Source organism: Micromonospora sp. NPDC047620, assembly GCF_043205005.1.
GTDB lineage: Bacteria > Actinomycetota > Actinomycetes > Mycobacteriales > Micromonosporaceae > Micromonospora.
In genome coordinates this window covers 1-24,160 of the sequence record NZ_JBIDDG010000029.1, presented here as the reverse complement: position 1 = coordinate 24,160, position 24,160 = coordinate 1, and the positions used below count along the sequence as shown (strand labels likewise).

General features: G+C 75.5%; 19 protein-coding genes, 1 tRNA gene and 1 pseudogene. 8 read left to right on the top strand and 13 right to left on the bottom strand.

Going from position 1 to position 24,160, the window contains the following annotated elements; translation table 11 throughout:
* The first annotated feature begins 26 nt into the window (after positions 1 to 26).
* Positions 27 to 2,591, top strand: coding sequence for a trehalose-phosphatase (gene otsB, locus ACGF5C_RS27505; protein WP_393306278.1), 2,565 nt, complete (start codon positions 27 to 29; stop codon positions 2,589 to 2,591).
* Between the two features lie 143 nt (positions 2,592 to 2,734).
* On the opposite strand, the gene cobA is transcribed toward otsB, so the two are convergent.
* The 3 genes from cobA to cobC form a co-directional block, all read right to left on the bottom strand.
* Positions 2,735 to 4,018, bottom strand: coding sequence for a uroporphyrinogen-III C-methyltransferase (cobA, locus tag ACGF5C_RS27500; RefSeq protein ID WP_393306188.1), 1,284 nt, complete (start codon positions 4,016 to 4,018; stop codon positions 2,735 to 2,737).
* A gap of 64 nt (positions 4,019 to 4,082) precedes the next feature.
* Positions 4,083 to 5,240 carry a nicotinate-nucleotide--dimethylbenzimidazole phosphoribosyltransferase gene (locus tag ACGF5C_RS27495; protein ID WP_393306276.1) on the bottom strand — a complete coding sequence of 386 codons (1,158 nt, stop codon included), beginning with the start codon at positions 5,238 to 5,240 and terminating at the stop codon, positions 4,083 to 4,085.
* Complete coding sequence (gene cobC / locus ACGF5C_RS27490) at positions 5,240 to 6,478, bottom strand: Rv2231c family pyridoxal phosphate-dependent protein CobC (RefSeq protein ID WP_393306274.1); 1,239 nt, start codon at positions 6,476 to 6,478, stop codon at positions 5,240 to 5,242. Before cobC ends, ACGF5C_RS27495 begins: the two co-directional genes overlap by 1 nt.
* 31 nt (positions 6,479 to 6,509) lie before the next feature.
* On the opposite strand from cobC, the gene ACGF5C_RS27485 reads away from it, so the two are divergent.
* On the top strand, positions 6,510 to 8,642 hold the full coding sequence (locus ACGF5C_RS27485; protein WP_393306186.1) for a transglycosylase domain-containing protein: 2,133 nt from the start codon (positions 6,510 to 6,512) through the stop codon (positions 8,640 to 8,642).
* Between the two features lie 44 nt (positions 8,643 to 8,686).
* Here ACGF5C_RS27485 and ACGF5C_RS27480 read toward each other — a convergent pair whose 3' ends face one another.
* Together ACGF5C_RS27480 and ACGF5C_RS27475 are read right to left on the bottom strand one after the other, a co-directional pair.
* Entirely contained in the window at positions 8,687 to 9,256 is a 570-nt protein-coding gene (locus ACGF5C_RS27480) for a GNAT family protein (RefSeq protein ID WP_350708536.1), read from the bottom strand.
* A complete protein-coding gene (locus ACGF5C_RS27475) occupies positions 9,253 to 10,644 on the bottom strand; it encodes a cobyrinate a,c-diamide synthase (protein ID WP_393306184.1) in 1,392 nt (463 codons plus the stop codon). The genes ACGF5C_RS27480 and ACGF5C_RS27475 overlap by 4 nt, the downstream gene beginning before the upstream one ends.
* A 244-nt stretch (positions 10,645 to 10,888) precedes the next feature.
* On the opposite strand from ACGF5C_RS27475, the gene ACGF5C_RS27470 reads away from it, so the two are divergent.
* Together ACGF5C_RS27470 and ACGF5C_RS27465 are read left to right on the top strand one after the other, a co-directional pair.
* The gene (locus ACGF5C_RS27470) at positions 10,889 to 11,716 is read left to right on the top strand and encodes an SURF1 family protein (protein WP_393306182.1); all 828 of its coding nucleotides are present in this window, start codon (positions 10,889 to 10,891) and stop codon (positions 11,714 to 11,716) included.
* Between the two features lie 112 nt (positions 11,717 to 11,828).
* Positions 11,829 to 12,647, top strand: a complete 819-nt coding sequence (locus ACGF5C_RS27465) for a hypothetical protein (RefSeq protein ID WP_393306180.1) — start codon at positions 11,829 to 11,831, stop codon at positions 12,645 to 12,647.
* A gap of 43 nt (positions 12,648 to 12,690) precedes the next feature.
* Here ACGF5C_RS27465 and ACGF5C_RS27460 read toward each other — a convergent pair whose 3' ends face one another.
* The 4 genes and pseudogenes from ACGF5C_RS27460 to ACGF5C_RS27445 all read right to left on the bottom strand — a co-directional run.
* A complete protein-coding gene (locus tag ACGF5C_RS27460; protein ID WP_393306178.1) occupies positions 12,691 to 14,274 on the bottom strand; it encodes an ATP-dependent DNA ligase in 1,584 nt (527 codons plus the stop codon).
* 73 nt (positions 14,275 to 14,347) lie between these two features.
* Complete coding sequence (locus ACGF5C_RS27455; protein ID WP_350686124.1) at positions 14,348 to 14,554, bottom strand: hypothetical protein; 207 nt, start codon at positions 14,552 to 14,554, stop codon at positions 14,348 to 14,350.
* Positions 14,555 to 14,631: 77 nt separating this feature from the next.
* Entirely contained in the window at positions 14,632 to 15,984 is a 1,353-nt protein-coding gene (locus ACGF5C_RS27450) for a dipeptidase (RefSeq protein WP_393306271.1), read from the bottom strand.
* A pseudogene (locus tag ACGF5C_RS27445) lies at positions 15,974 to 16,719 on the bottom strand (uridine kinase); the annotation flags it as partial. The gene ACGF5C_RS27450 and the pseudogene ACGF5C_RS27445, both read right to left, overlap by 11 nt.
* A 214-nt stretch (positions 16,720 to 16,933) precedes the next feature.
* On the opposite strand from ACGF5C_RS27445, the gene ACGF5C_RS27440 reads away from it, so the two are divergent.
* The gene (locus ACGF5C_RS27440; protein ID WP_393306269.1) at positions 16,934 to 17,335 is read left to right on the top strand and encodes a rhodanese-like domain-containing protein; all 402 of its coding nucleotides are present in this window, start codon (positions 16,934 to 16,936) and stop codon (positions 17,333 to 17,335) included.
* 233 nt (positions 17,336 to 17,568) lie between these two features.
* On the opposite strand, the gene ACGF5C_RS27435 is transcribed toward ACGF5C_RS27440, so the two are convergent.
* From ACGF5C_RS27435 to ACGF5C_RS27425, 3 genes are all read right to left on the bottom strand, one after another.
* A complete protein-coding gene (locus ACGF5C_RS27435; protein ID WP_393306176.1) occupies positions 17,569 to 19,113 on the bottom strand; it encodes a cobyric acid synthase in 1,545 nt (514 codons plus the stop codon).
* Positions 19,110 to 20,114 (bottom strand): cobalamin biosynthesis protein, encoded by a 1,005-nt coding sequence (locus tag ACGF5C_RS27430; RefSeq protein WP_393306174.1) that lies wholly within the window; start codon positions 20,112 to 20,114, stop codon positions 19,110 to 19,112. Before ACGF5C_RS27430 ends, ACGF5C_RS27435 begins: the two co-directional genes overlap by 4 nt.
* Positions 20,115 to 20,486: 372 nt before the next feature.
* On the bottom strand, positions 20,487 to 21,245 hold the full coding sequence (locus ACGF5C_RS27425; RefSeq protein WP_393306172.1) for a single-stranded DNA-binding protein: 759 nt from the start codon (positions 21,243 to 21,245) through the stop codon (positions 20,487 to 20,489).
* 344 nt (positions 21,246 to 21,589) lie between these two features.
* On the opposite strand from ACGF5C_RS27425, the gene ACGF5C_RS27420 reads away from it, so the two are divergent.
* Together ACGF5C_RS27420 and ACGF5C_RS27415 are read left to right on the top strand one after the other, a co-directional pair.
* Positions 21,590 to 22,018 (top strand): HPF/RaiA family ribosome-associated protein, encoded by a 429-nt coding sequence (locus tag ACGF5C_RS27420; RefSeq protein WP_357455741.1) that lies wholly within the window; start codon positions 21,590 to 21,592, stop codon positions 22,016 to 22,018.
* Between the two features lie 94 nt (positions 22,019 to 22,112).
* Complete coding sequence (locus tag ACGF5C_RS27415; RefSeq protein ID WP_393306170.1) at positions 22,113 to 23,150, top strand: alpha/beta hydrolase; 1,038 nt, start codon at positions 22,113 to 22,115, stop codon at positions 23,148 to 23,150.
* A 19-nt stretch (positions 23,151 to 23,169) separates the two neighbouring features.
* On the opposite strand, the gene ACGF5C_RS27410 is transcribed toward ACGF5C_RS27415, so the two are convergent.
* Positions 23,170 to 23,868: a hypothetical protein gene (locus tag ACGF5C_RS27410; protein ID WP_393306168.1), complete on the bottom strand. Its 699-nt coding sequence runs from the start codon at positions 23,866 to 23,868 to the stop codon at positions 23,170 to 23,172.
* A gap of 166 nt (positions 23,869 to 24,034) precedes the next feature.
* On the opposite strand from ACGF5C_RS27410, the gene ACGF5C_RS27405 reads away from it, so the two are divergent.
* A tRNA-Arg gene (locus ACGF5C_RS27405) sits at positions 24,035 to 24,110 on the top strand.
* Positions 24,111 to 24,160 lie beyond the last annotated feature (50 nt).

The window sequence follows — 24,160 nt, the reverse complement described above, 5'->3', positions numbered from 1 at the left end:
ACATCGTCACGCCCGCGGCGGGCACGATGGACCCGGAACTGCGCGCCGCCATCGGCCGGATCGCCCGGGTGCCGCAGCTCCTGATCGCCTGCGACTACGACGGCACCCTGGCGCCGATCGTGGAGGACCCGAGCAAGGCCGTCCCGCTGCCGGAGTCGGTGGCGGCCGTCCGGGCGCTGGCCGCCCTGCCCCAGACCACCGTGGCGGTGGTCTCCGGGCGGGCCCTGCGCGACCTGGCCGCGCTCTCCCGGCTGCCCAGCGAGGTGCACCTGGTCGGCAGCCACGGCTCCGAGTTCGACATCGGCTTCGTCGAGCGGCTCTCCCCCGAGCTGATCGCCGTGCGCACCCGGCTGCGCGACGCGCTGCGCGAGATCGCCACGGCGCACCCGGGCATCCGGCTGGAGCGCAAGCCGGCGAGCGTCGCGGTGCACACCCGCGGGGTCGACCCGCAGGTCGCCGCCGCCGCCATCGAGGCGGTCCGCACCGGCCCCGCCACCTGGGCGGACGTCACCGTCACCCAGGGCAAGGAGGTCATCGAGCTGTCGGTGGTCGCCACCCACAAGGGCACGGCCGTCGACCAGCTGCGCACCCAGCTCTCCGCCAGCGCGGTGCTCTTCATCGGCGACGACGTCACCGACGAGAACGCCTTCGGCAACCTGCACGGGCCGGACGTCGGCATCAAGATCGGCCCTGGCGACACCGAGGCCGACTACCGGGTGGCCGACCCGATCGAGGCCGCCCGGGCCCTCGGCCTGCTGCTGGAGACCCGCCGGCACTGGCTCTTCGGCGAGCGGGCGGTGCCGATCGAGCGGCACTCGATGCTGGCCAACGGCCGCACCGTGGCGCTGCTCACCCCCGAGGCCAAGATCACCTGGCTCTGCCACCCCAAGCCAGACTCGGCGGCGATCTTCGCCGACCTGGTCGGCGGCAGCCCCGCCGGGCACTTCAGCGTCGCCCCGGAGCGCGGGGGCATCCCGCTCGGCCAGCGCTACCGCTCGGGCACGATGACCGTCGAGACCCGGTGGTCGGGCCTGACCGTCACCGACTGGCTGGACAAGCCGGCCACCGAGACCACGCCCGACGGCCCGGCCGTCATCACCGGCGACTCGACCCTCGTCCGGGTGCTCACCGGCTCCGGCCGGGTCCGGCTGGAGTTCGCGCCCCGACCCGAGTTCGGCCAGGTCGCGGTGCAGTTGCAGCCGCTCGGCGACGGCCTGCTGGTGCTCGGCTCCAACGAGCCGGTCGCGCTCTACTCCCCCGGGGTCGAGTGGCAGGTCAGCGGCGACGGCGGCAACTACGAGACCGCCAAGGCGGTCGTCGACCTCTCCGCCGCCGGCGGGCAGGTCGTGCTGGAGCTGCGCTTCGCCACGCACAGCCTGGAACACCACCGGCTGCCGGTCCACGAGCGGCAGGCCCTCGCGGAGCAGCCGTGGAAGGACTGGGTCGCCTCGCTCCGGCTGCCCAGCACCGCGCGGGACATGGTGGCCCGCAGCGCGCTGACCCTGCGGGGGCTCTGCCACGAGGCCACCGGCTCGATCCTCGCCGCCGCGACCACCTCGCTGCCCGAGGAGCTGGGCGGCGTCCGCAACTGGGACTACCGCTACTGCTGGCTGCGGGACGCGGCGATGACCGCGCGGGCGCTGGTCGACCTGGGCTCGATCGAGGAGGCCGAGGCGCTGCTGCGCTGGGTCGACGGGTGCATCGAGCGCACCGGCGGGCACCCGGAGCGGCTGCACCCGCTCTACACCGTGGACGGCTACGAGCTGGGCGCCGAGGCGGTCATCGACACGTTGCCCGGCTACGCCGGCTCCCGGCCGGTCCGCGTCGGCAACCTCGCCAACCACCAGCTCCAGCTCGACGTCTTCGGCCCGATCGCGGACCTGATCGCCGCCGTCGCCGACGCCCGGGGCTCGGTCCGCGAGGACGAGTGGCGGGTGCTGGAGAACATGGTCGAGGCGGTCCGCCGCCGCTGGCACGAGCCCGACCACGGCATCTGGGAGGCCCGCCTCCCCCCGCGGCACCACATCTTCTCCAAGGTCATGTGCTGGATGACCGTCGACCGGGCGTTGCACGTCGTCCGCCAGCACGGCGGCGAGGACCGGCCGGAGTGGGTGGAGCTGCGCGACCGGATCGGCGCCAACGTGCTGGAGTACGGCTGGCACGAGACCGTCGAGGCGTACAGCGTGGCGTACGGGGACGAGGACATGGACGCCTCGTCGCTGTGGATCGGGCTGTCCGGCCTGCTCCCCGGCGACGACCCGCGCTTCCTCTCCACGGTGCTGCGGATCGAGGCGGACCTGCGTAGCGGCCCGGTCGTCTACCGCTACCACTGGGACGACGGCCTGCCGGGGCGCGAGGGCGGCTTCCACATCTGCACCGCGTGGCTGATCGAGGCGTACCTGCGCACCGGGCGGCGTACCGACGCCGAGGAGCTGTTCGCGCAGATGGTGGACACCGCCGGCCCGACCGGCCTGCTCCCCGAGCAGTACGACCCGCTGGCCGAGCGCGGGCTCGGCAACCACCCGCAGGCGTACAGCCACCTCGGCCTGATCCGCTGCGCCCTGCTGCTGGACAACATGCTCAAGCAGTGACCTGACCAGCAAAAACGGCGGCCGGAGACTACGTCTCCGGCCGCCGTCGTTCATCCCACGAGATCAGACCCGATCCGAACCGACCCGAGCCACCCACGGACGATGCCCACCGGGGATGTCCGGGAAGCCCGCTCGCGGAGGGATCAAGCCTGACCGCCCGGAGCGAGCGGGCTCCCCGGAGATCCCTCATGCTCAGCCCCGGCGAGGGCCGAGACCACATCCCCGAGCACCACCACGGCCGGCGGCCGGAGGTCGGCGGCGACCACGTCGGCGGCCACCGCGCCGAGCGTGGAGCGGAGCACCCGCTGCGAGCCGGTCGTCGCCTCCTGCACCACCGCGGCCGGCGTCTCGGCCGGGCGGCCGTGCGCGACCAGCGTCGCGGTGATCGCGGCGAGGTTCTTCAGCCCCATCAGGACGACCAGCGTGCCGCGCAGCCCGGCCAGCGCGTCCCAGCGGACCAGGGAGGCCGGCGAGTCGGGTGCGACGTGCCCGGAGACCACCGTGAACTCGTGGGCCACCGCCCGGTGGGTCACCGGGATGCCGGCCGCGGCCGGTGCCGCGACGGAGCTGGTCACGCCGGGCACCACCGTCACCGGCACGCCCGCCGCCGCGCAGGCCAGCAGCTCCTCGCCGCCCCGGCCGAAGACGTACGGGTCGCCGCCCTTGAGCCGCACCACGAACTTCCCGGCCAGCGCCCGGTCCACCAGGATCCGGTTGATCTCCTCCTGGGCCCGGGACGGCCCGTACGGGATCTTCGAGGCGTCCACGAGTTCCACGTCGGCGCGCAGCTCGTCGAGGAGCAACCCCGGCACCAGCCGGTCGGCGACCACCACGTCCGCCTCGGTGAGCAGCCGCCAACCCTTCACGGTGATCAGCTCCGGGTCGCCGGGCCCGGCCCCGACGAGCGCCACCCGCCCAGGCCGGATGTAAGGAAGGGTCCCTTCCTCTACCGCAGGCGTTAGTGGGGGGCCCTTCCTTACATCCAGCAGGTCGCGGACCGCGTCGCGGACGGCCATCGCCCGGCGCGGGTCGCCGCCGCCGAGCACCGCCACGGTCACCGGCCCGTGCCGGGTCACCGCCGGGGTCCAGGCGGTGGCGGCGGCCCGGTCGTCGGCGCGTACGCAGAAGATGCGGCGCTCGGCGGCGGCGGCGCTGACCGACGCGGCGGCGAGCGGGTCGTCGACCGCGACCTGGACCAGCCACGCGCCGTCCAGGTCGTCGGGGGCGAACCGGCGCGGCGCCCAGTGCAGCCGTCCGGCGTCGACGTGCGACCGCAGCGCCGGGGTCAGCTCCGGCGCGACGAGGAAGACGTCCGCGCCGGCGTCGAGCAGGGCGGGCACGCGGCGGGTGGCCACCGTTCCCCCACCCACCACGACCACCCGCCGGCCGGCGAGCCGCAGGCCCAGGGGGTACGGGTTGCCGCTCACGCCGCCTCCTCGCTCCGCTCCCCGGCGCGAGGCGCCACGCCACCGAGCCGGATGGTTCGCCTGCTCACTTCTCGGCCACTCCCGCCGAGTCGAAGGTGGCGACCTCGTGCAGCACCCGGACCGCGCCGGTGACCACCGGCAGCGCGAGCAGCGCGCCGGTGCCCTCGCCGAGGCGCAGGCCCAGGTCGATCAGCGGCTCCAGCCCCAGCCGGCGCAGCGCGACGGTGGCGCCCGGCTCGGCGGAGCGGTGCCCGGCCACCATGGCGGCCACGGCGTGCGGGGCGAGGGCCGCCGCGGCGAGGGCCGCGGAGACCGCGATGACCCCGTCCAGCAGGACCGGGGTCCGTCGGGCGGCGGCGCCCAGGATCAGTCCGGCCAGGGCGGCGTGCTCCAGGCCACCGACGGCGGCCAGCACGCCCAGCGGGTCGGCCGGGTCGGGGGCGTGCCGGCGCAGCGCGGCGCGCACCACGTCCACCTTGCGGGCGTACGTGGGGTCGTCGACCCCGGTGCCCCGGCCGGTCGTCTCCGCCGGGTCGATGCCGGCGAACGCGGCGATCAGGGCGGCGGCCGGCGTCGTGTTGCCGATGCCCATGTCCCCGGTGAGCAGGATGCCCGCGCCCGCGTCGACCAGCTCGCCGGCCACCCGGATGCCGGTCTCCACCGCCGCCCGGGCCTCGTCCCGGGTGAGCGCCGCCGTGACCGCCAGGTCCCGGGTGCCGGGTCGGACGTTCGCCGCGACCAGCCGGGGCACGTCCCAGGCCGGCGCGGCTCCAGTGGCGCCCGCTCCGGTGGCGCCCGCCCCGGTGGCGCCCGCTCCGGTGGCGCCCGCCCCGGCGGGGTCCGCCGTCGGCGCGTCGGGGACCGGCAGCGGGGTGGCCACGCCGACGTCGACCACGGTGACGGAGGCGCCGGCCTGCCGGGCGAACGCGTTGACCACCGCCCCGCCGGCCAGGAAGTTCCCGATCATCTGCGCGGTGACCTCCTGCGGCCAGGGGGTCACCCCCTGGGCGTGCACGCCGTGGTCGCCGGCGAAGATCGCGACCGCGGCCGGCTCCGGCAGCGGCGGCGGGCAGTGCCCGGCCAGGCCGGCGAGGCGTACGGAGAGCTCCTCCAGGGCGCCGAGCGAGCCGGCCGGCTTGGTCAGGCGCCCCTGCAACTCCCGGGCGGCGGCCATCGCCGGCTCGTCCGGCGGCCGGATCGCCGCGATCGTGGTCTCCAGCATCATGCCTCCAGGATCTCCGCCAGCACCTCGGTGAACGCGTCGGTGGTGGCCGGGTCGCGTACGGCGATCCGCAGCCAGTCCGGCCCGAGACCGGGGAACGTGTCGCCCCGGCGCACCGCCCAGCCGCGCTGCCGCAGGGCGGCCCGCACCTCGGCGGCCCCGGGCAGGTGCACGAGCACGAACGCGCTGGTGGGCCGGCCGGCGACGCGTACGCCGGGCAGGGCCGACAGGCGGGCGACCAGGTGCGCGCGGTCGGCGGCGAGCCGGGCGGCGATGGCGCGCTCGGCCTCGACCGCGACGGGCGTGGCACAGGCCGACGCGGCGGCCAGGGCCGGGGTGGAGACGGCCCACAGCGGCTGGGCGGCGGCCAGCCGCTCCAGCAGCGCGGCCTCGCCGAGCAGGTAGCCGATCCGCAGGCCGGCCAGTCCCCAGGTCTTGGTGAGGCTGCGGACCACCACCAGGCCGGGCAGGTCCCGGCGGGCGGCCAGGGACTCCGGTTCGCCGGCCACCCCCGCCGCGACCGTGGTATCGGCGAACGCCTCGTCGACCACCAGCACCCGTCCGGGCCGGGCCAGCGCGGCCAGGTCGGCGGCGGGGTGCAGGACGGAGGTGGGGTTGGTCGGGTTGCCGATCATGACGAGGTCGGCGTCGGCGGGCACCCGGGCCGCGTCGAGCCGGAAGTCGTCGCCCGCGTCGAGCAGCACCCGCTCCACCTGGTGCCCGGCCGCGCGCAGCGCCGCCTCCGGCTCGGTGAACTGCGGGTGCACCACCACCGGCCGGCGTACGCCCCGCAGCGCCCGGGCCAGCAGCACGAAGCCCTCAGCCGCGCCCGCGGTCAGCAGCACCTCGGCCGGCGGGCGCCCGTGCCGGGCGGCGACGGCGGCCCGCGCCGGCCCCGGGTCGGGGTACGCGGCGAGGTCGCCGAGGGCGGCGGTGATCGGGTCGGCCAGCCAGTCCGGCATGGCGTCCCGCCGCACGTTGACGGCGAGGTCGACCAGCCCGTCGCCCACCTCGGCGTCCCCGTGGTGGGTGAGGTCGGGCTCGTTTCCCGCGGGGTCGGGTGCGGGCCCCGCGGGGTCGGGTCCGGGCCCCGCGGGGTCGGGTCCGGGCCCCGCGGCGGGGTGGGTAACGGTCGGCTGACCATGCATGTCCGCGATCCTGCCGGGAAGGCGGCGCACGGGACAGCGGATCCCGGCGTGGGACGCGTCACCACACGGGCGTTTATGAATATTTCTCAGGCACGAATCGGAATTGTCATAACTTGGCCCTGTGAGCAACCGACCCCTTGCTGCCGCTGGTCGTCTCGTTCCCCTCCTCCGCGCCGGGCTGATCGCCGGCATCGTGGTCGCCGCCGTGGCGTACCCGGTGGCCGCCGCCACCGGCCTCGGCGCGAAGGTCACGGCGCACGCCATGGAGCACAAGACCAAGATCCTCACCACCGCGCTGCCGGCCGAGACGTCGTACCTCTACGCGCCCGACGGCAAGACGGTGCTGACGATGTTCTACGAGGAGTACCGGCAGTACACGAAACTGGCGGACATCTCGCCGAACATGCAGCAGGCGATCGTCGCCGCCGAGGACAACCGCTTCTACCAGCACCGGGGCGTCGACCCGAAGGGCGTCGCCCGCGCCTTCGTGGCCAACGCCCGCTCCAGCGGCGTCTCCCAGGGTGCCTCCACCCTCACCATGCAGTACGTCCGGATGGCGCTGCGCGACAGCGCGAAGACGCCGAAGGAGGTGCAGGAGGCCACCCAGCAGACCAGCCTGCGCAAGGTCCGGGAGATGCGGATGGCGCTGGACCTGGAGAAGGAGCTGAGCAAGGAGCAGATCCTCGAGCGCTACCTCAACTCCGCCTACTTCGGGCACCGGGCGTACGGCATCTACGCGGCCAGCGAGATCTTCTTCTCCAAGCCCCCGAAGGACCTCACGCCGGTCGAGGCGGCCACCCTCGCCGGGCTGGTCAAGTCCCCGTCCGAGTACGACCCGGCCACCTCGGACCAGAAGGACGCCACCGGCCGGCGCAACTACGTGCTGGACCGGATGAGCCAGCTCGGCTACCTCTCGCGCGACGACGTGGCGCAGGCCAAGACCGAGCCGATCCGGCTGAAGCTGACCTACCCGCCGAACGACTGCGCGTCGGTGCCGGAGAAGTGGAACAGCTGGGGCTTCGCCTGCGACTACCTGAAGAACTGGTGGAGCGCGCAGCCCGCGTTCGGGGACAACCGGCTGGAACGGATGGACAAGCTGCGCCGGGGCGGCTACCGGATCGTGCTCAGCATGGATCCGAAGATCCAGGCGGCCGCCGAGCAGAACGTCGGCAGCAAGGAGAACACCGGCAGCCCGTTCGCCAACGGCATCGTGGTCGCCGAGCCCGGAACCGGACGGGTGAAGGCGATGGCGGTGAACCGGACGTACTCATTGAAGCTGGACGAGAACCCGCCCAGCTCCAACCCGGAGGCCGGGCCGAAGGTCAAGGCGAACTACCCCAACACGGTGGCGCCCCTGCTCGGCGGCGGCGACCTGCCGGGCTACCAGGCCGGTTCGACGTTCAAGATGTTCCCGATGCTGGCCGCGCTGAACGCGGGCATGCCGCTGTCCACCTCGTTCAACGCCCCGTACCGGTACCGCTCCGAGGTCTACAACGGCTGGGCGCCGTCCAACGCCAGCGGCGCGATGTCCGGTAACCAGACCATGTGGTCCGGCTTCGGCAAGTCCGTGAACACGTACTTCGTGTGGCTGGAGGAGCAGGTCGGCGCCGACAAGGCGGTCCGCCTCGCCGAGCAGCTCGGGCTGCGCTGGCGCACCGACGTCGACCGGGAGCACGCGTCCCCGGCCAAGGCGAAGACGTGGGGCGCGTTCACCCTGGGCGTCTCCGACGCCACCCCGCTGGAGATGGCGAACGCGTACGCCGCGATCGCCGCGGACGGCCGGTACTGCGAGGCGATCCCCGTGCAGGCGATCTACAACCGGGACGGCACGCCGACCACCTGGAAGACCGCCTCCGGGATCGAACGCGAGGTCGCCAAGCCGCGCTGCCGGCAGGTGGTGAACGCCGACGCGGCCCGGGCCGCCACCGACGCCGCCCGCTGCCCGACCGGCGACACCCCGGCCCGCGGGAGCTGCGGCGGCTGGTCGACGGCGGACAGCGTGCGGGGCACGGTCGGCCGGCCGGTCGCGGGCAAGACGGGCACCACCGACAGCACCCGGTCGGCCTGGTTCGTCGGCTACACCCCGGAGCTGGCGGCGGCGAGCTTCATCTCCGACCCGGACAACCCGTTCAACGCGGTCGGCGACGGCCAGTCCCAGATCCCGATCGCCGCGGTCGCGGAGACCCTCCGCGACGCGCTCAAGGGGCAGCCCACCCGCCAGTTCACCCCGCCCTCGGACCGCATCGTCGGCTGACCACCGCCGGCCGCCCCGCCGTCGGCAGGGCGGGGTCGGGCGGGTCAGCGGAGGTCGGCGGCGACGAAGGACCAGACCTCCAGGTCGACCCGGCCGCCCCGGACGAAGCCGGCGTTGCGCAGCAGGCCCTCGTAGCTGAAGCCGGCCTTCTCGGCGACCCGGCGGGAGGCCAGGTTGCCGGGGGCGACGCGCAGCTCGACGCGCTGGAAGCCGTGTTCGAGGATCAGCGCGATGGCGAGCGCGTCGACCGCCTCGGCGGCCAGCCCGAAGCCCCGCGCGTGTGCCGCCATCGCATAGGAGACCTCGGTGCACCGGGCGCCCCAGTCGGTGCGCCGGGTCCACAGGCAGCCGACCACCCGGTCGTCCTCGCGGCGCACCACCGCGTAGTGGTCGCCGTCGCCGCTGTCGCGCCGCTGCCGGGCCAGGTCGGTGCACCAGGCCAGCCCGTCGATCTGGCCGGACGTGTCGACCAGCGGCAGCCACCGCTGGGTCTGCCGGTCGGCGAAGACCTCGTCGGCGGCCTTCGCGTCGGCGGCGGTCAGCGCGCGTACCTCGGTGCGGGGCGTGGAGACCGTCAGCGCCGGGAATCGGCGCACCGCCACCTGGCCGATCACGCGGGCACCCCGCCGGGCCGGGCGGTCGCGGGGTCGGCCGCCGCCTCCGCCGCCGCGTCGACCAGCCGGGCGGCGAGCTGCGGGTACGCCGACCAGTGCACGGTGAGCTGCGAGGCGTGCACGCCCCGCCAGACGAAGCCCTCGGGCGCCCCGCCGTCCCAACTCCAGGCCGCCCGTGCCCCGGCGCGCGGGGTGAGCACGGCACGGTGCTCCTTGTGCCCGGTCACCACCGTGCCCGCCGGCGCCACCACGCTGTCGGTCAGCGCGGTCGCCTCCCGGTAGCCGACGACCAGGCCGTCCCGGCTGGTCCCGACCGCGTCGAGCACCCCGCACATGGGCAGCCCGTCCAGCTCCCGGGCCAGCCAGAGCAGGCCGGCGCCCTCGGCGACGACCGGCCGCCCGGTGCGGGCCAGCTCGGCGACCGCGATGCAGAGCCGGCGGTTGGCGGAGAGCTGCTCGGCGTACGACTCGGGAAGCCCGCCGCCGACGACCAGCGCGGCGGCACCGGCGGGCAGCGCCTCGTCGTGCAGCGGGTCGACCGCCACCACCTCCGCGCCGGCCGCCCGGAGCAGCTCCGTGGCCTCGGCGTGGCCGTAGCTGCCGCCCGCCGCCCCGGCGACCGCGACGACCGGGCGCGGGCCGGCGGCGGGCCGGTCGACCTCGGGCGACCACGGCGGCATCGGCAGGGGCGGGGCGGAGCGGGCCAGCCCCAGCAGCCGGTCCAGGTCGACCGTGGCGGCGACCGCCTCGCCGAGCCGGCGGACGGCGCCGGTGGCCTCACCGGTGCGGGCGAGCGCGGGGACCGCCCCGTGCCGGCGCGACGGCAGCACCGCCGGCAGGTCGTGGCGGCGCAGCACCCCGTAGACCGGTACGCCGATGTCGTCGAGCGCCGCGCGCAGCAGCTCCTCGTGCCGCGCCGAGGCCACCCGGTTGAGGACCACCCCGCCGAGCCAGAGCTGCTCGTCGTACGCCCGGAAGCCGTGCACCAGGGCGGCCACCGACTGCCCCATCGCGGCGACGTCGACCACCAGCACGACGGGGCTGCGCAGCGCGGTCGCCACGGCGGCCGTCGACTCGCTCTCCGGACGGCCGGCGAGGCTGTCGTACAGCCCCATGCTGCCCTGCACCAGCGCGAGCCCGGCGCCCGACGCCCCGTGGGCGACCAGCGGGGCGATCCGGTCGGCTCCGACCAGCCGGGGGTCGAGGGTGCGACCGGGGCGGCCCGCGGCCAGCCCGAGGTACGCGGCGTCGACGTGGTCCGGGCCGATCTTGAACCCGGCGACGTTGACGCCGCGGTCGGCGAGCGCCGCGAGCAGCCCGATCGCCAACGTGTTCTTGCCGTGGCCGGAGGACGGCGCGCTGAGCACCAGGCGCGGCACGACGGTCATCATCGACTCCCTGCGGGGCGGCGGGGGAACCCTGCGGCGGGCCGACCGCGCGGTCCGCCCGCGTGACGATAGCCGACGCGGGCGGCGGGTGGCCGCCGCTGAGCGGACCTGTCGGGCGCGCGGCGCCGGGGGCGGATCGGGCCGCCGAGACCGGTGACCCGGCACGGATCGGGGACGCCGAGGTCGGTGGCCGGCGCGGATCGGGGCCACCGAGGTCGGTGGCCCGGAGCACAGGGGTAGCCTCGTGGTCGTGTACCGGTTCCTGCTGACGCCGCGCTGGCTGGGCATCCTCGCGCTGGCCCTGGTCGCCGCGGCGGTGATGGTGCTGCTCGGCAACTGGCAGCTGGACCGCTACCACGGGCGTACGGCGATCAACGAACGGATCGACGCCGGCCTGCGGATGGACCCGGTCCCGCTGCGCGACGTGCTGCCCGCCCCGACCGGCGGCAGCGGCACGGCCGGCCCCGCACCCGCCGAGGACAGGTCCTGGACCAAGGTCACCGTGACGGGCCGGTACGACTCCGCGAACGTCGTCCTGGTCCGGGGCCGCGCCGTGGATCGCACGGTCGGCTTCGAGGTGGTCACCCCGCTCGTGCTGGCCGACGGCACGGCGGTGCTGGTGGACCGGGGTTGGATCCCGCCGGCCCCGGGCGGTGACGCGACCGTCCAGCCGGACGTGCCGCCCGCCCCCACCGGTGAGGTCACCGTGACGGGCCGGGTGCACCTGAGCGAGAGCGGCTCGGTCGGCGTCACCCGGCGCGACGGCAAGCTGGAGACCCGGCGGATCGGCGTGCCCCGGCTGGCCCAGGAACTGCCGTACCCGGTGCACGGGGCGTACCTGCTGCTGGACGAGCAGACCCCGGCGGCCGACCCGGCCTTCAAGGACGTGCCGGTCGGGCACGCCAACAACTGGCAGAACTTCGGCTACGTCGTGCAGTGGTGGATCTTCGCCGCGATGACCCTCTTCGGTTACGGCTGGGTGGCCCGCCGGGAGGCCCGCCGGCTGGCGGGCGTGGGGCAGGAGCGGCCCACCGACCGCGCCGCGGAGCCGGCGTCGCACGGCGTCGCCTGAGCGACGCGGTCCGCCGCGCCGGTCCCGGCGTTGGACGGACGATCCGCGATTCCTCGGCCGCGCCGATCCCGTTGTAGGGTCCGTCAATGATCAATCTGCGTGGGGGTTCGCGGTGACCCCTGATCCCACCATGCCGCTGCCGCCCTCGGAGCCGGCGACTCAGCCGCACCCGACGATCGATCCCTGGGCATCCGCCCCGGTCTCGACCGGCCACCAGGCGCCGCCGGCAGCGCCGCACCACCTCGCACCGCCGCTCCCGGGCCCGGACTCCGCCCCGCCGGCCCAGCCCTACTCCGCCCCGCCGGCAGCCGCGCAGTACTCCGCCCCGCCGGCCCAGCCCTACTCCGCCCCGCCGGCAGCCGCGCAGTACTCCGCCCCGCCGGCCCAGCCCTACTCCGCCCCGCCGGCAGCCGCGCAGTACTCCGCCCCGCCGGCCCAGCCCTATTCCGCCCCGCCGGCCCAGCCCTACGCGGTGTCGCCCGGTACGGATCTGGTCCGGCCGGGACCGCACCCGCCGGTGATGGCGCCCGCGGCCGGGCAGCCGGGCCCGCTGCCGGCCGGCTACCCGCCGCCTGCGCAGGGCGCGGTGGCGGTGCAGATCGGCGAGATCATGGTGAGCCCGCCGGTGATCCGTACGCCGGCCGGCGTGCTGCCGCTCGCCGGCGCCTCCTGGCACGTCGTCGACCACTGGCAGCAGGAGCAGAAGACCGCCACCTGGGCGGTGGTGTGCGCCATCGTCGGCTTCTTCTGCCTGACCTTCTTCAGCCTGCTGTTCCTGCTGATCAAGGAGACCCGGCACCACGGCACCGTGCAGGTCACCGTGTCGAACGGCGCCCAGCAGTACGTGGCCCGGATGCCCGTCGCGAACCAGGCCCAGGTGCAGCACATCAACAACCAGGTCAACTACGCCCGGTCGCTGTCGAACATGTGACCCGCCCACGGCTCGCGCCGCCCGGCACACCCCCGCCGGGCGGTCAGCCGTTGGCCCGCCCTGCGTGAATGGCGCGGACGGCGTCGATGGTGTCGGCCTCGGCCGCCGTCTTGTCGTCGCGGTAGCGCACCACCCGGGCGAAGCGCAGCGCCACCCCGCCCGGGTAGCGGGAGCTGGTCTGCACCCCGTCGAAGGCGATCTCGACCACCTGCTCGGGGCGGACCCGCACCACCCAGTCGCCGCGCTCGACGGCGAGGGAGAGGAACCGCTCGGTCTGCCAGCGCAGCACCTCGTCGGTCAGGCCCTTGAACGTCTTGCCGAGCATCACGAAGTCGCCGGTGCGCGGGTCCCGCGCGCCGAGGTGCAGGTTGGACAGCCAGCCCTGGCGTCGGCCGCTGCCCCACTCCACCGCGAGCACCACCAGGTCGAGGGTGTGCCGGGGCTTCACCTTGACCCAGGCGGCGCCCCGGCGGCCGGCGTCGTAGGGGGCGTCGGGCGCCTTCACCACGACCCCCTCCTGGCCGGCGTCGACCGCGGCGGCGAACGCCTCGCCGGCCCGCTCCGGGCCGTCGACCTCCATCCGGCCGACCAGCAGCGGAGGGTCGACCGCGGCGGCGAGCGCGGCCCAGCGCTCCCGGCCGGGCAGGTCGATCAGGTCGTGGCCGTCGAGGTGCAGCAGGTCGAAGAAGTACGGCGTCAGCACCGTCTCGCCGGTGGACTCGGCGGCGGCGAGCACGGCCGGGGCGACCGGGGCCCGGCCGGTGGTGCTCGGCGTGGTGCGCCGCGCCGCGCGGCTCGACGTCTCCTGGAAGGGCAGCGGCCGGCCCGTCGCGTCGAGCCCGATCGCCTCTCCGTCGAGCACCAGCTCGCGGGCGGGCAGCGCCCGCACGGCGGCGACCACCTCGGGCACCCGGGCGGTGATGTCGTCGAGGCTGCGGGTGAAGACGGCGATGTCGTGACCGGAGCGGTGCACCTGGATCCGGATGCCGTCGAGCTTGACGTCGACCACGGCGGGCGTGCCGGTGGCGGCGAGCGCCTCGTCCACCGAGGGCGCGCTCTGGGCCAGCATCGGCGCGAGGGGGCGGCCGACCTGGAGGCCGAAGGCAGCCAGCGCCGGCGCGCCGCCGTCGAGCGCGGCGACCGCGACCGCCCGCAGGTCGCCGGCGAGCAGCAGAGCCCGGCGTACGGCGGCGACCGGCACGTCGGCCGCCCGGGCCACCGCGTCGGCGAGCAGCCCCGCCTGGGCGCCCTGCCGCAGCTCGCCGCTGAACAGGCCGGTCAGCAGCCGCTGCTCGTCGGCGGTGGCGGCGGCATAGAGCGCGCCGAGCAGCGCCCGGCGGCGGGCCTGCGAACCCGGCCCACGCACCGCCGCGATCTCGTCGACGGCCGCGTCGACGGCGGCCACGGTCAGGGTCGGCTCGGCCGCCGGGGGCGGCAGGTCACGCAGGCTCGCCCAGCCCACCCCGGTCTGCCGCTGGCGCAGCTCGCCGGCCAGCCACCCCGATCCGGCCGCGACCTCGTCGGGGTCGAGCGACCGCAGCGCCTCGGCGAGCAGCTCCACCTTGGCCCGCCGGGCCCGGGTGGCGCCGACGGCGGCGGAGGTGGCTGCCAGGTCGATGAACCGCACAGGTCCATCCTGCCAGCCACCCCCGACACCACCCGGGCATTGCCGTGCCCGGGCCGTCACGCGGGCCGGGCGGTCAGGCCGAGACGGGCTCCTCGATGCGGAGCCCACGGGCGCGGATCTCGTCGGCGACCCGGGAGAGCACCGTGTCGAGCGCGACCAGGGCGGCGGAAAGCTCACCGAGCTGTTCCTTGAGCGTGTCCTCGGGCCACGCGGAGACATCGACGTCCCCCAGAGCGCTGACGGCGGCTTCGAGCCGGCTCATCACCTCGTTCGTACGCATGTTCGAGAGGCTATAACAAGCCCGCGCCCGACACACCGCAAACTCCCGCATCGACCCGGAAGTTACGGTTCCGACACCTAACGCCCGTCGGTGCCCGCCTCGGCGACCTTCTTCAGCAGCAGCGCCTCGGCCAGGCAGACCCGGGCGAACTCGCCGAGGTGCAGGCTCTCGTTCGGGCCGTGCGCCCGGGCGTGCGGGTCCTCGACGCCGGTCACCAGGATCGCCGCCCGCGGGAACATCTCCTGGAAGGTGGCGATGAACGGGATCGAGCCGCCGACGCCGATGTCCACCGGGTCGGTGCCGTCCCAGGCGGTCCGGAACGCCGAACGGGCGGCGTCGAACATCGGCCCGGACGCGTCGATGACACACGGGTCACCGTCGTGCTCGAAGGTGACGGTCACCCGCGCACCCCACGGCGCGTACTTCTCCAGGTGGGCGCGCAGGGCCGCGTACGCCCGCTTGGGGTCGTCGCCCGGCGCGAGCCGTACGCTCAGCTTCGCCTTCGCGGTCGGGACCAGGGCGTTCGGCGCCTCGCCGGTGGCCGGGGCATCGATGCCGAGCACCGCGAGGGCGGGCTTGGTCCAGAGCCGGTCGGTGATCCGCCCGGTGCCGATGAAGTCGACGCCCTCGCTCAGCCCGGCCTCGGCGCGGAACCGGTCCTCCGGGTAGTCGACGGCCGCGCCCTCCCGGCCGACCAGGCCGTCGACGGCGACGTCGCCGGTGTCGGTGTGCAGGGTGGCCAGCAGCCGGACCAGTGCGGTCAGCGCGTCCGGCACCGCGCCGCCGAACATGCCGCTGTGCACGGCGTGGTCGAGGGTGCGCACCTCGACGAAGCAGTTGACGATGCCGCGCAGCGAGGTGGTCAGCGCCGGCACGCCGATGTCCCAGTTGCCGGAGTCGGCGATGACGATGACGTCCGACGCGATCTCGTCGCGGTGCTCGGCCAGCAGCCGCTCCAGCGAGTCGGAGCCGTACTCCTCCTCGCCCTCGATGAAGAGGACCACGCCCACCGGCAGCGCGTCCCCGAACGCGCGCAGTGCCGCGACGTGCGCCATGATGCCGGCCTTGTCGTCGGCGGCGCCCCGGCCGTAGAGCCGGCCGTCCCGCTCCACGGGCTCGAACGGGTCCGACTCCCACAGCGACAGGTCGCCCACCGGCTGCACGTCGTGGTGGGCGTAGAGCAGCACCGTCGGCGCACCGGGCGGAGCGGGCTTCTTCCCGATGACCGCCGGCTGGCCGCCGGAGCGCACGATCTTGACGTCGAGGCCGCAGCCGCGCACCAGCTCGGCCACCGCCTCGGCGGAGCGCTCCACGTGCGAGTGGTCGAAGCCCTCGAACGCGATGCCGGGGATACGGACGAGGCGTTCCAGGTCGGCACGGACGCCGGGCAACTCCCGCTCGACGGCGGCCCGGACCTCGGACTCGGACATGATCGGTGTGGTCATGACCGGCATCGTATGCCGGCCTTACCGGTCGCCTCGCCCGAGGCCATGGCCACCCTGGTCAGGGCCGCTGGTCGCCTGCCGCCGTACGCTCGTCGAACGGGCCCGCCGCACGTAGTAGCGGGCGGCGTCGTGCGGCAGGGCCGGCGCGCCGTCGACCACCAGGTCGGCCCGGGCCTCGGTGCGGTCCGCGGCGAAGTGCGCCCGCTCCCCGAGGTGCCAGCGGCGCAGCTCCGGCAGGATCCCGGAGCCGTCCCGCCGCACGGCCCGGGTGAGCCGCAGCGGCGCCGGGGCGGTGACGAAGACGGCGAGGGTGCGGTCGGCCGCGGCCGCGGCCCGCGCCGCGCTGACCCCCTCCACCACCAGCACCGGCGCGACCGGCACCGGCACCGGGCGGGGCAGGAAGGCCCGGCGGACCCAGCTGTACCGGCGGTACGCCCCCGGCCGACCGGCGCGCAGCGGCGCCAGCACGCACTCTTCGAGCCGGGGCCAGAAGGTGAGCTGGTCGTCCCACCCGTCGAGCAGGTCGTCGGTGTGCACCACGGGCGGCCGCCCGGCGCCGGGCAGGCCGGCGAGGGCGTCCGCGAGCCGCGCCGCGAACACGCTCTTGCCCGCGCCGCTCGGCCCGTCCACCGCCACGAGTCGGGTCCGCCCCAACCGCGCCGGCCCGGCGAGCACCCGCCGGGCCAACCGGTCGTACGCCTCGACCACCGCAACCGCCACCTGGCCGACGGTAGTGGGAGACCCGCAGCGGGCCGACGACGGGCGAGCCGCGCGGACGGCGCGTGGGCCCGCACCGGCATGGCGTCGGGGGGCGACCGCCGTGCGGGCACACCGATCGGGGGTCGCCCGAACGAGCGGTCGTCGGGCTGGCCGGGGCGTTCGGTCGGCGACACCCCGGACCGGGCGGGATGATCGGCTGGTGTCCCACAGCGTGATGAGTCCGGGCGTCGACGCCCTGCTGGAACAGGCCCGCGCCGGGGTGCGCCGGCTGACCCCGCACCAGACCGTCGAGGCGGTCCGCACCGGGGCGTTGCTGGTCGACACCCGCACCGACGTGCAGCGCCGGGAACAGGGCGACCTCCCGGGTGCCGTCGTGATCGACCGGACGGTGCTGGAATGGCGGCTGGACCCGGCCAGCGCCTGGCGAATTCCCGAGGCCACGGCTTACGACCGGCGGATCGTCGTGGTGTGCCGGCACGGCTACGCCTCCAGCCTCGCGGTGGCGAGCCTGCGGGCGCTCGGGCTGCACCGCGCCACCGACATGATCGGCGGCGTGCAGGCGTGGCGCGAGGCGGGACTGCCCATGTCCGACCGCCCGGCCGACATCCGCTACTGACGCCGGACCGGCGGGTCCGATCCGAATGGTCTGGGTCCGCCACCCACCGTCCGGCCGCTGTCGAGCTGCCCCGTCCATGGGACCACCATCGGTGGCGCGAGGGGTGCGTGGCGCAGGCACGGCACCCAAGCCCGCAGCGTCGGCCGCACGGCACGCAGACCGCACACCGCAAGCGCAGGGCACACCGCACGGCAAGGCCCGTTCGGCACGGACGTGCGCGGGGCGGGAAGTCGTCAGGGGGCCGGTGGGGCGCCGGGTGGGATGAAGGGGAGGTCGGCCGGCGGGCCGGTCTCGACGAGGCGCCAGAGGGCGTCGGTGTCCAGGTGCTCCTCGACCAGGTCGCCGAGCAGGTCAAGGGAGCGCTCGCGGGCGGCGGCGAACGACGTGTCCGGCGCGACCCGGAAGCCGGAACGGCCGGCCAGCCGGGCCACCTCGGTCAGGAAACGGCGACGGAATTCGTCGGACTCGAAGGCCCCGTGCCAGTGGGTACCGTGCACGGTGCCCGCCACCGCGCCCTCGCCGCTGCCGTCAGCGCAGGTCAGCAGCGGGATAAGCGTGGGGTCGGCGTGCGAGACGTAACCGTGGTGGATCTCGTAGCCACGGACCGGGACGTCGCCCGCGGCGGTCCCGACCGACTGCCGGACGGTCTTGCGCGGGTCGAAGGTGACCTCGATCGGCAGCAGGCCCAGCCCCGGCACGCTGCCCTGCCGGCTCTCCACCGGGTCGTGGATGGCCCGGGCCAGCATCTGGAAGCCGCCGCAGATACCGAGCAGCGGCCTGCCCGCCGCCGCGTGCGCCAGCACCGCGTCGGCGAGCCCGGTCTCCCGCAGCCAGGCCAGGTCCGCCACCGTCGACTTCGAGCCGGGCAGGACGACCAGGTCGGCGGCGGCCAGTTCGGCCGGCTCGACGGTCAGCCGCACCCGTACGCCGGGCTCGGTGGCGAGCGCCTCGACGTCGGTGGCGTTGCTGATCCGGGGCAGCCGGACCACGGCGACGTCCAGCCAGTCGGTGCCGCGCGGGGCGGCCGGCCGGCCGAGCACCCGCCCGTACGCGAGCGAGTCCTCGGCGTCGAGCCAGAGGTCGAGCGCCCAGGGCAGCACCCCGTACGTCGGCCGGCCGGTGACCCGGTGCAGCATTTCCAGCCCGGGCCGGAGGAGCCCGAGGTCGCCCCGGAACTTGTTGATCACGAACCCGGCGATCAGCGCCTGGTCGGCCGGGTCCAGCAGGGCGACGGTGCCGAACATCGAGGCGAACACCCCGCCCCGGTCGATGTCGCCGACCACGATCGTGGGCAGGTTGGCGTGCCGGGCCAGGCCCATGTTGACGTAGTCGCCGGCCCGCAGGTTGATCTCCGCCGGGCTGCCCGCCCCCTCGCAGATCACCACGTCGTACGCCTCCCGCAGCTCGGCGAGCGCCGCGTACGCCGTCTCGGCGAGGCGGGGCCGCAGCTGGCGGAAGTTGCCGGCGGTGACCGTGTCGACGGCCTCGCCGAGCAGCACCACCTGGCTGGCCAGGTCGCTGCCCGGCTTGAGCAGGACGGGGTTGAACCGCAGGTCGGGGGCGAGCCCGCAGGCCGCCGCCTGCATCGCCTGGGCCCGGCCGATCTCGCCGCCCCGGCCGTCCGCGCCGACGACCACGGCCGAGTTGTTGGACATGTTCTGGGCCTTGAACGGCGCCACCTTCACGCCCCGGCGGTGCAACCACCGGCAGATGCCGGCGGTGAGCACGCTCTTGCCGGCGTCGGAGGTCGTGCCGGCAACCAGCAGCCCGCCGTTCACCGGCCGCTCCCCCGCCCCGCCGTCACCGCGACGCGGCGCCCGACGGCGGTCACCAGGCGACCGACGGTCAGCGGGTAGGTGGCCGCCAGGCCGAGCGCGGCCAGCCCGACCGCGCCCGAGATCCGGGCGGCCCGCTTCAGGTGCCGCGCCTCGGGCCGGGGGCCGTCGCCGAGGAACGGCCGCACCTCCGAGCGGCCGAAGTAGACGTTGCGCCCACCGAGCCGTACGTCGAGGGCGCCGGCCATCGCGGCCTCGCACTGCCCGGCGTTCGGGCTGGGGTGGTCGTCGCGGTCCCGGCGCCACACCCGCCAGGCGCGTTCCCGGTCGCCGTCGGCGGTCGGCGCGACGGCGATGGTGAGCAGCCCGGTCAGCCGCGCGGGCACCAGATTGAGCAGGTCGTCGAGGCGGGCGGCCGGGGTGCCGAACCGGGCGTAGCGGGGCGAGCGGTGCCCCACCATCGCGTCGAGGGTGTTCGCCGCCCGGTAGCCGAGCAGGCCGGGCAGGCCCGCGACCGCGCCCCAGAGCAGCGGGGCGACGACGGCGTCCGACGTGTTCTCGGCGACCGACTCCACGGTCGCACGGGCCAGCTCGGGCTCGTCGAGCGCCGACGGGTCCCGGCCGCAGAGATGACCGAGCCGCTGCCGCGCCGCCGGCAGGTCGCCGTCGCGCAGGGCCCGCCCCATCACGGTTGCCTCGTGCCGCAGGGTACGCCCGCCCAGCACCGTCCAGGTCCCGGCGGCGACCAGCGCCGCCCGGGCCACCGGCCGGTGTCGCGTGGCAACCGTCGCAGCCACGCCGAGCAGCACCGGCGCGCCGACCGCCAGCGCGGCGAACGCCGTACCGGCGCCCCTGTCCGGGCGGTAGATCCGCCGCTCCAGGGCTCCAGCGGCGCGGCCGAAGCCGGCCACGGGGTGGTAGCGGCGGGGGTCGCCGAGGAGCGCGTCGAGGGCGTACCCCGCGACCAGTCCCGCCGCGGTCGCCACCGGCGTCGCCTGTCGCACCCGCCATCACCTCCGGCCGGCCAGCCTAGCCGAGCGCCTTCCCGCCCTCGGGCGGGAGCGACCGGTCCTCGCGGGCCAGCGACCGGGCGGCCCGCCGACAGGGACCGTGCCACGCCGACAAGGCCCGCCGACAGGGGCCGTGCCACGCCGACAAGGGGCGTGCTCGCCGGCAGGAGTCGCCCGACCGCCACGGGCCGCGCCGGCCGCTGCCGGAGGACGCGTCCACCGACACCGGCCGGGATCGCCCGTTGCCGGGGAGACGCGTCCACCGACACCGGCCGGGGTCGCCGGACGGAGGCGCGAGAGACACGCGGGGTGACGACGGCGTGGCCGGCGTCACCCCGCCCCCGTCGTGTCGCCCGGGCCCGCCCGTCACGCCGGCTGCGGCACCCGCCCCCGACCCCGTCGGCCGCGCCCGTTCGGAGTGAGGCCCGCGTCGGTCTCCTCGGGGCGCGAGCCCGCTGGCGCGTCGGACTCCTCGGGCACCGGCGTCGGGTCGCCGGCCTCCGGCGCGGGGCCGTCGGGTTCCCCGTCGCGGCTGCCGTCCGCGGGGTCGTCGAAGGGGTCGAGCGAGCCGTCGAAGCCGGCGTCGGCCGGCAGGCCAGGGCCGGCCCCGGACGGGCCGAAGTCGGGCAGCTCGAACTCGACGTCGAGCAGCCGGCCGTCGGGCCGGGCGGGGGCGTCCTCGTCCGGCACCGGCTCGGTCGCCTCGCCGTGCACCCGGTGCTCGGCCTCCGCGTCCTCGACAGTGCTGGTGGTCATGCTCGGCCGGTTACGCATGAACCGGCCCCGACCCCGGGACAGGTCGTGACCGACGGCGACCGCCTCCAGCTCGTAGAGGGTGCGGTGGTTGCCGGCGTCGTCGGTCCAGTCCCGGGTGTAGAGCCGCCCACAGACCACCACCGGGTCGCCGACCATCACCGAGGCGGCCACGCCCTCGGCGAGCTTGCGCCAGCAGTTGACGCGGACGCGCAGGCTGTTGCCGTCGACCCAGCGACCGCTGTCGCGGTCGAGCCGGCGAGCGGTGGAGGCGACCTTGAAGTTGGCCACCAGGGTGTTGCTCTGGGTGGTGCGGCGCCACTCCGGGGCCGTCAACACGTTGCCCACGATCGTGACGTAGGTGTCGAACATCGTCCCTCCAGGGGGAGATCGGGCTTGCCATCGCGAGTCGACTCGGTGTCGAGCCTGGGCCGTCGGGCACGACCGGCGCCACCGTCGCCCGCCGGCCTGTGGACAGCCGGAGCACCTGTGGACAAAGACCTGATCAAGGTCCCGGTGTGCTAGGGCCGAGCGGCCCTGGGGGCGCCCACGGCGTTCGGCTGATGATCGGTGTGCCGGAGAGGTCACGTTCCGGACGGAAGGCGGCGGGGTATGGATTCGATCAACCGCACCGCCGACAGCACGACGAACGAGAGGTCAGCGATCATGAAGATGACCACCACCGCAACCGCCTTCGGCTCCGGCCAGGTGCGGCGATGAGCGCCGTCGCCAACCCGGCCACCGTCGCCGAGTGCCTGCGGGTCGGCGCCGGGTTCTCCCAAGGCGACCGGAACTGGATCGCGGAGCAGTTCGCCACGCTGGACGCCCGGCTGGCCGGGTTCCACGCCGACGCCACCGAGCTGGAACTGTCGGTGAAGGACCGGGAAGCCAAGGGACAGAAGGTCACCCTGGAGTGTTGGATCGCCGGCCGGCAGAAGATCGTCACCACGTCCGCCGAGGAGGACCTGCACGCCGCGCTCAACGACGTCCGGGACGACCTGCGGCGGCGACTCAACGACGCGAAGACCAAGCAGGAGCCGCGGCACAACAAGCACCTGCGGGACGTCGGCCAGCCGGCCGCCGAGACCGGGACCGGGAGCGACCCGGACACCGACCCGGCCCGCGCCGAGGTGGAGACGGTCTGAGGCGTACGCCCGAGGCCCCGTCCGCGGTGCGGGCGGACGGGGCCGGGCACGGCGGGGCTACCGCCCGGTAGCTCACCGGCGTACCGTCGCGTTCGTGGAACCGGACGTGCTGGGCCCGCCGTACGAGCGGCAGACGATCGACCTGGGCACCGACGACGAGGGGCCGGTGGTGGCCACCCTGGTCCGTCGCCGCGCCGACCGCCCGACCAGGCGGGCCGTGCTCTACACGCACGGCTTCACCGACTACTTCTTCCAGGCCCACCTCGGCCACTTCTTCGCCGAGCGGGGGTGGGACTTCTACGCCGTCGACCTGCGCAAGCACGGCCGCAGCCTGCTGCCCCACCAGACCCCGAACTTCTGCCGCGACGTCAGCGACTACTTCCCCGAGCTGGACGCCGCCGCGAAGATCATCCGCGAGGACGACGGGCACGACACCCTGCTCGCGATGGGCCACTCCACCGGCGGCCTGATCATGCCGCTCTGGGCGCACGCCCGCCGCGACGCCGGGATCATCGACGGGCTCTTCCTGAACAGCCCCTTCTTCGACATCAACGCACCCTGGGCGGTACGCCGGCCGCTCGCCGCCGCCGTCGCCCCGCTGGGCCGCCGCGCGCCGCGCCGTGTCCTGCCGTTCGGGCTGGGCACCGTCTACAGCCAGACCATCCACGCCGACCATCACGGCGAGTGGAACTACGACCTGGCGTGGAAGCCGCTCGCCGGGTTCCCCGTCCGGGCCGGTTGGCTGAACGCCATCCGCACCGCCCAGCGGCAGCTCCGCGCCGGGCTGGACATCCGGGTGCCGGTGCTGCTCGCCTGCTCGACCCGCTCGTTCAAGGGCACGAAGTGGCACGAGTCGGCCGCGCTCGCCGACGCCGTCCTCGACGTCGAGCACATGGTCCGCTGGGCGCCCCGCCTCGGCCGGCACGTCACCGTGGCACGCTTCGACGGCGGCATGCACGACCTCACGCTCTCCGGCCCCGCCGTACGCGAGAAGGTCTTCGCGGAGGTCGGGCGCTGGGCCGACGCGTTCTTCGACGCCGGGCCGACGGTCCGCGACGGGGAGCGGCCACCGGCGAGCCGGCGGCCCGCAGACGGGGCCGACCAGGCGGGCGTGCCCGCGCAGGGCGGCTGAGCCGGCGGCCGACGCACCCTCACACGGCGGCGACGGCCTCCCGGATGCGGTCGAAGGTGGCCAGTGGGTGACCGCCGTCGCGGGCCGGCAGGACGAGTCCCAGGCACCGCAGGCCCACCTCACCGTCGCCGGCCTGGACACCGAACACCGGCGCGCCGACGTAGCCGAGCGGCAGTTCCACGGTGATCCGGACGGCGTCGCCCACGCGCGTCACCCGCTCGATCGCCACCTCCAGCGGCCGGGCGCCGTCCGCGCCGGCCCCGTGGGCGAGCACGATGGCCGAGCCCGGCTCCGCGCCGATCCGGGCGATCGCGTCCCGGTCGGCCGCGATCCCGTCCGGCACCTGCTGGGTACGCCACCGCCAGCCCTCGCCGTCGGCGTGCTCGTGCAGGCCGCCGGTGGGCATGACGGCCACGCCGAGGTCCCCGCGATGGTGCCACCGCGCGGCGTAGTCCGGCAGGGCCACGGCGTCCGCCGACACCCCGGCCGGCTCGGTCACGCTCGCCCGCAGCCCGATCTCCCCGGCCGGGGCGTGAGTGAGGGCGTCGGCGGTCACCAGGTACTCCCGCCCCTGCCCGGTGAAGAAGAACGCCGTGCCCTCGTCCCGGCCGCCGTCCGCCGGCCCGGCGTCGGTCCGGCGGATGGGCAGGATCGCGCGGCCGAGGAGCTGGCACAGCTCGTAGGCGACGTCGTTCTCGGTGTCCGGGTCAAGCAGCACCAGCCGAGGGTACGACCCGCCGGTCGCCGGGCCGCGCCGACGGCGGAACCCGGGTGACCTCCGCCGGGGGTGCGTGCGACCCTGATCGACGACGTGGGACGCGACCACCCGTTCCACCGGCCACCCCGTGGTCGGCGGTACCCTTCTGGCGCGACACGTACGCCGCGCGCCCGTAGCTCAGCGGATAGAGCAGGGGACTTCTAATCCCAAGGCCGCAGGTTCGAATCCTGCCGGGCGCACCACCTGCGCAAACGTAGATCGCATCGGTCCGGCGGGGTTGCTACAGCGGTAC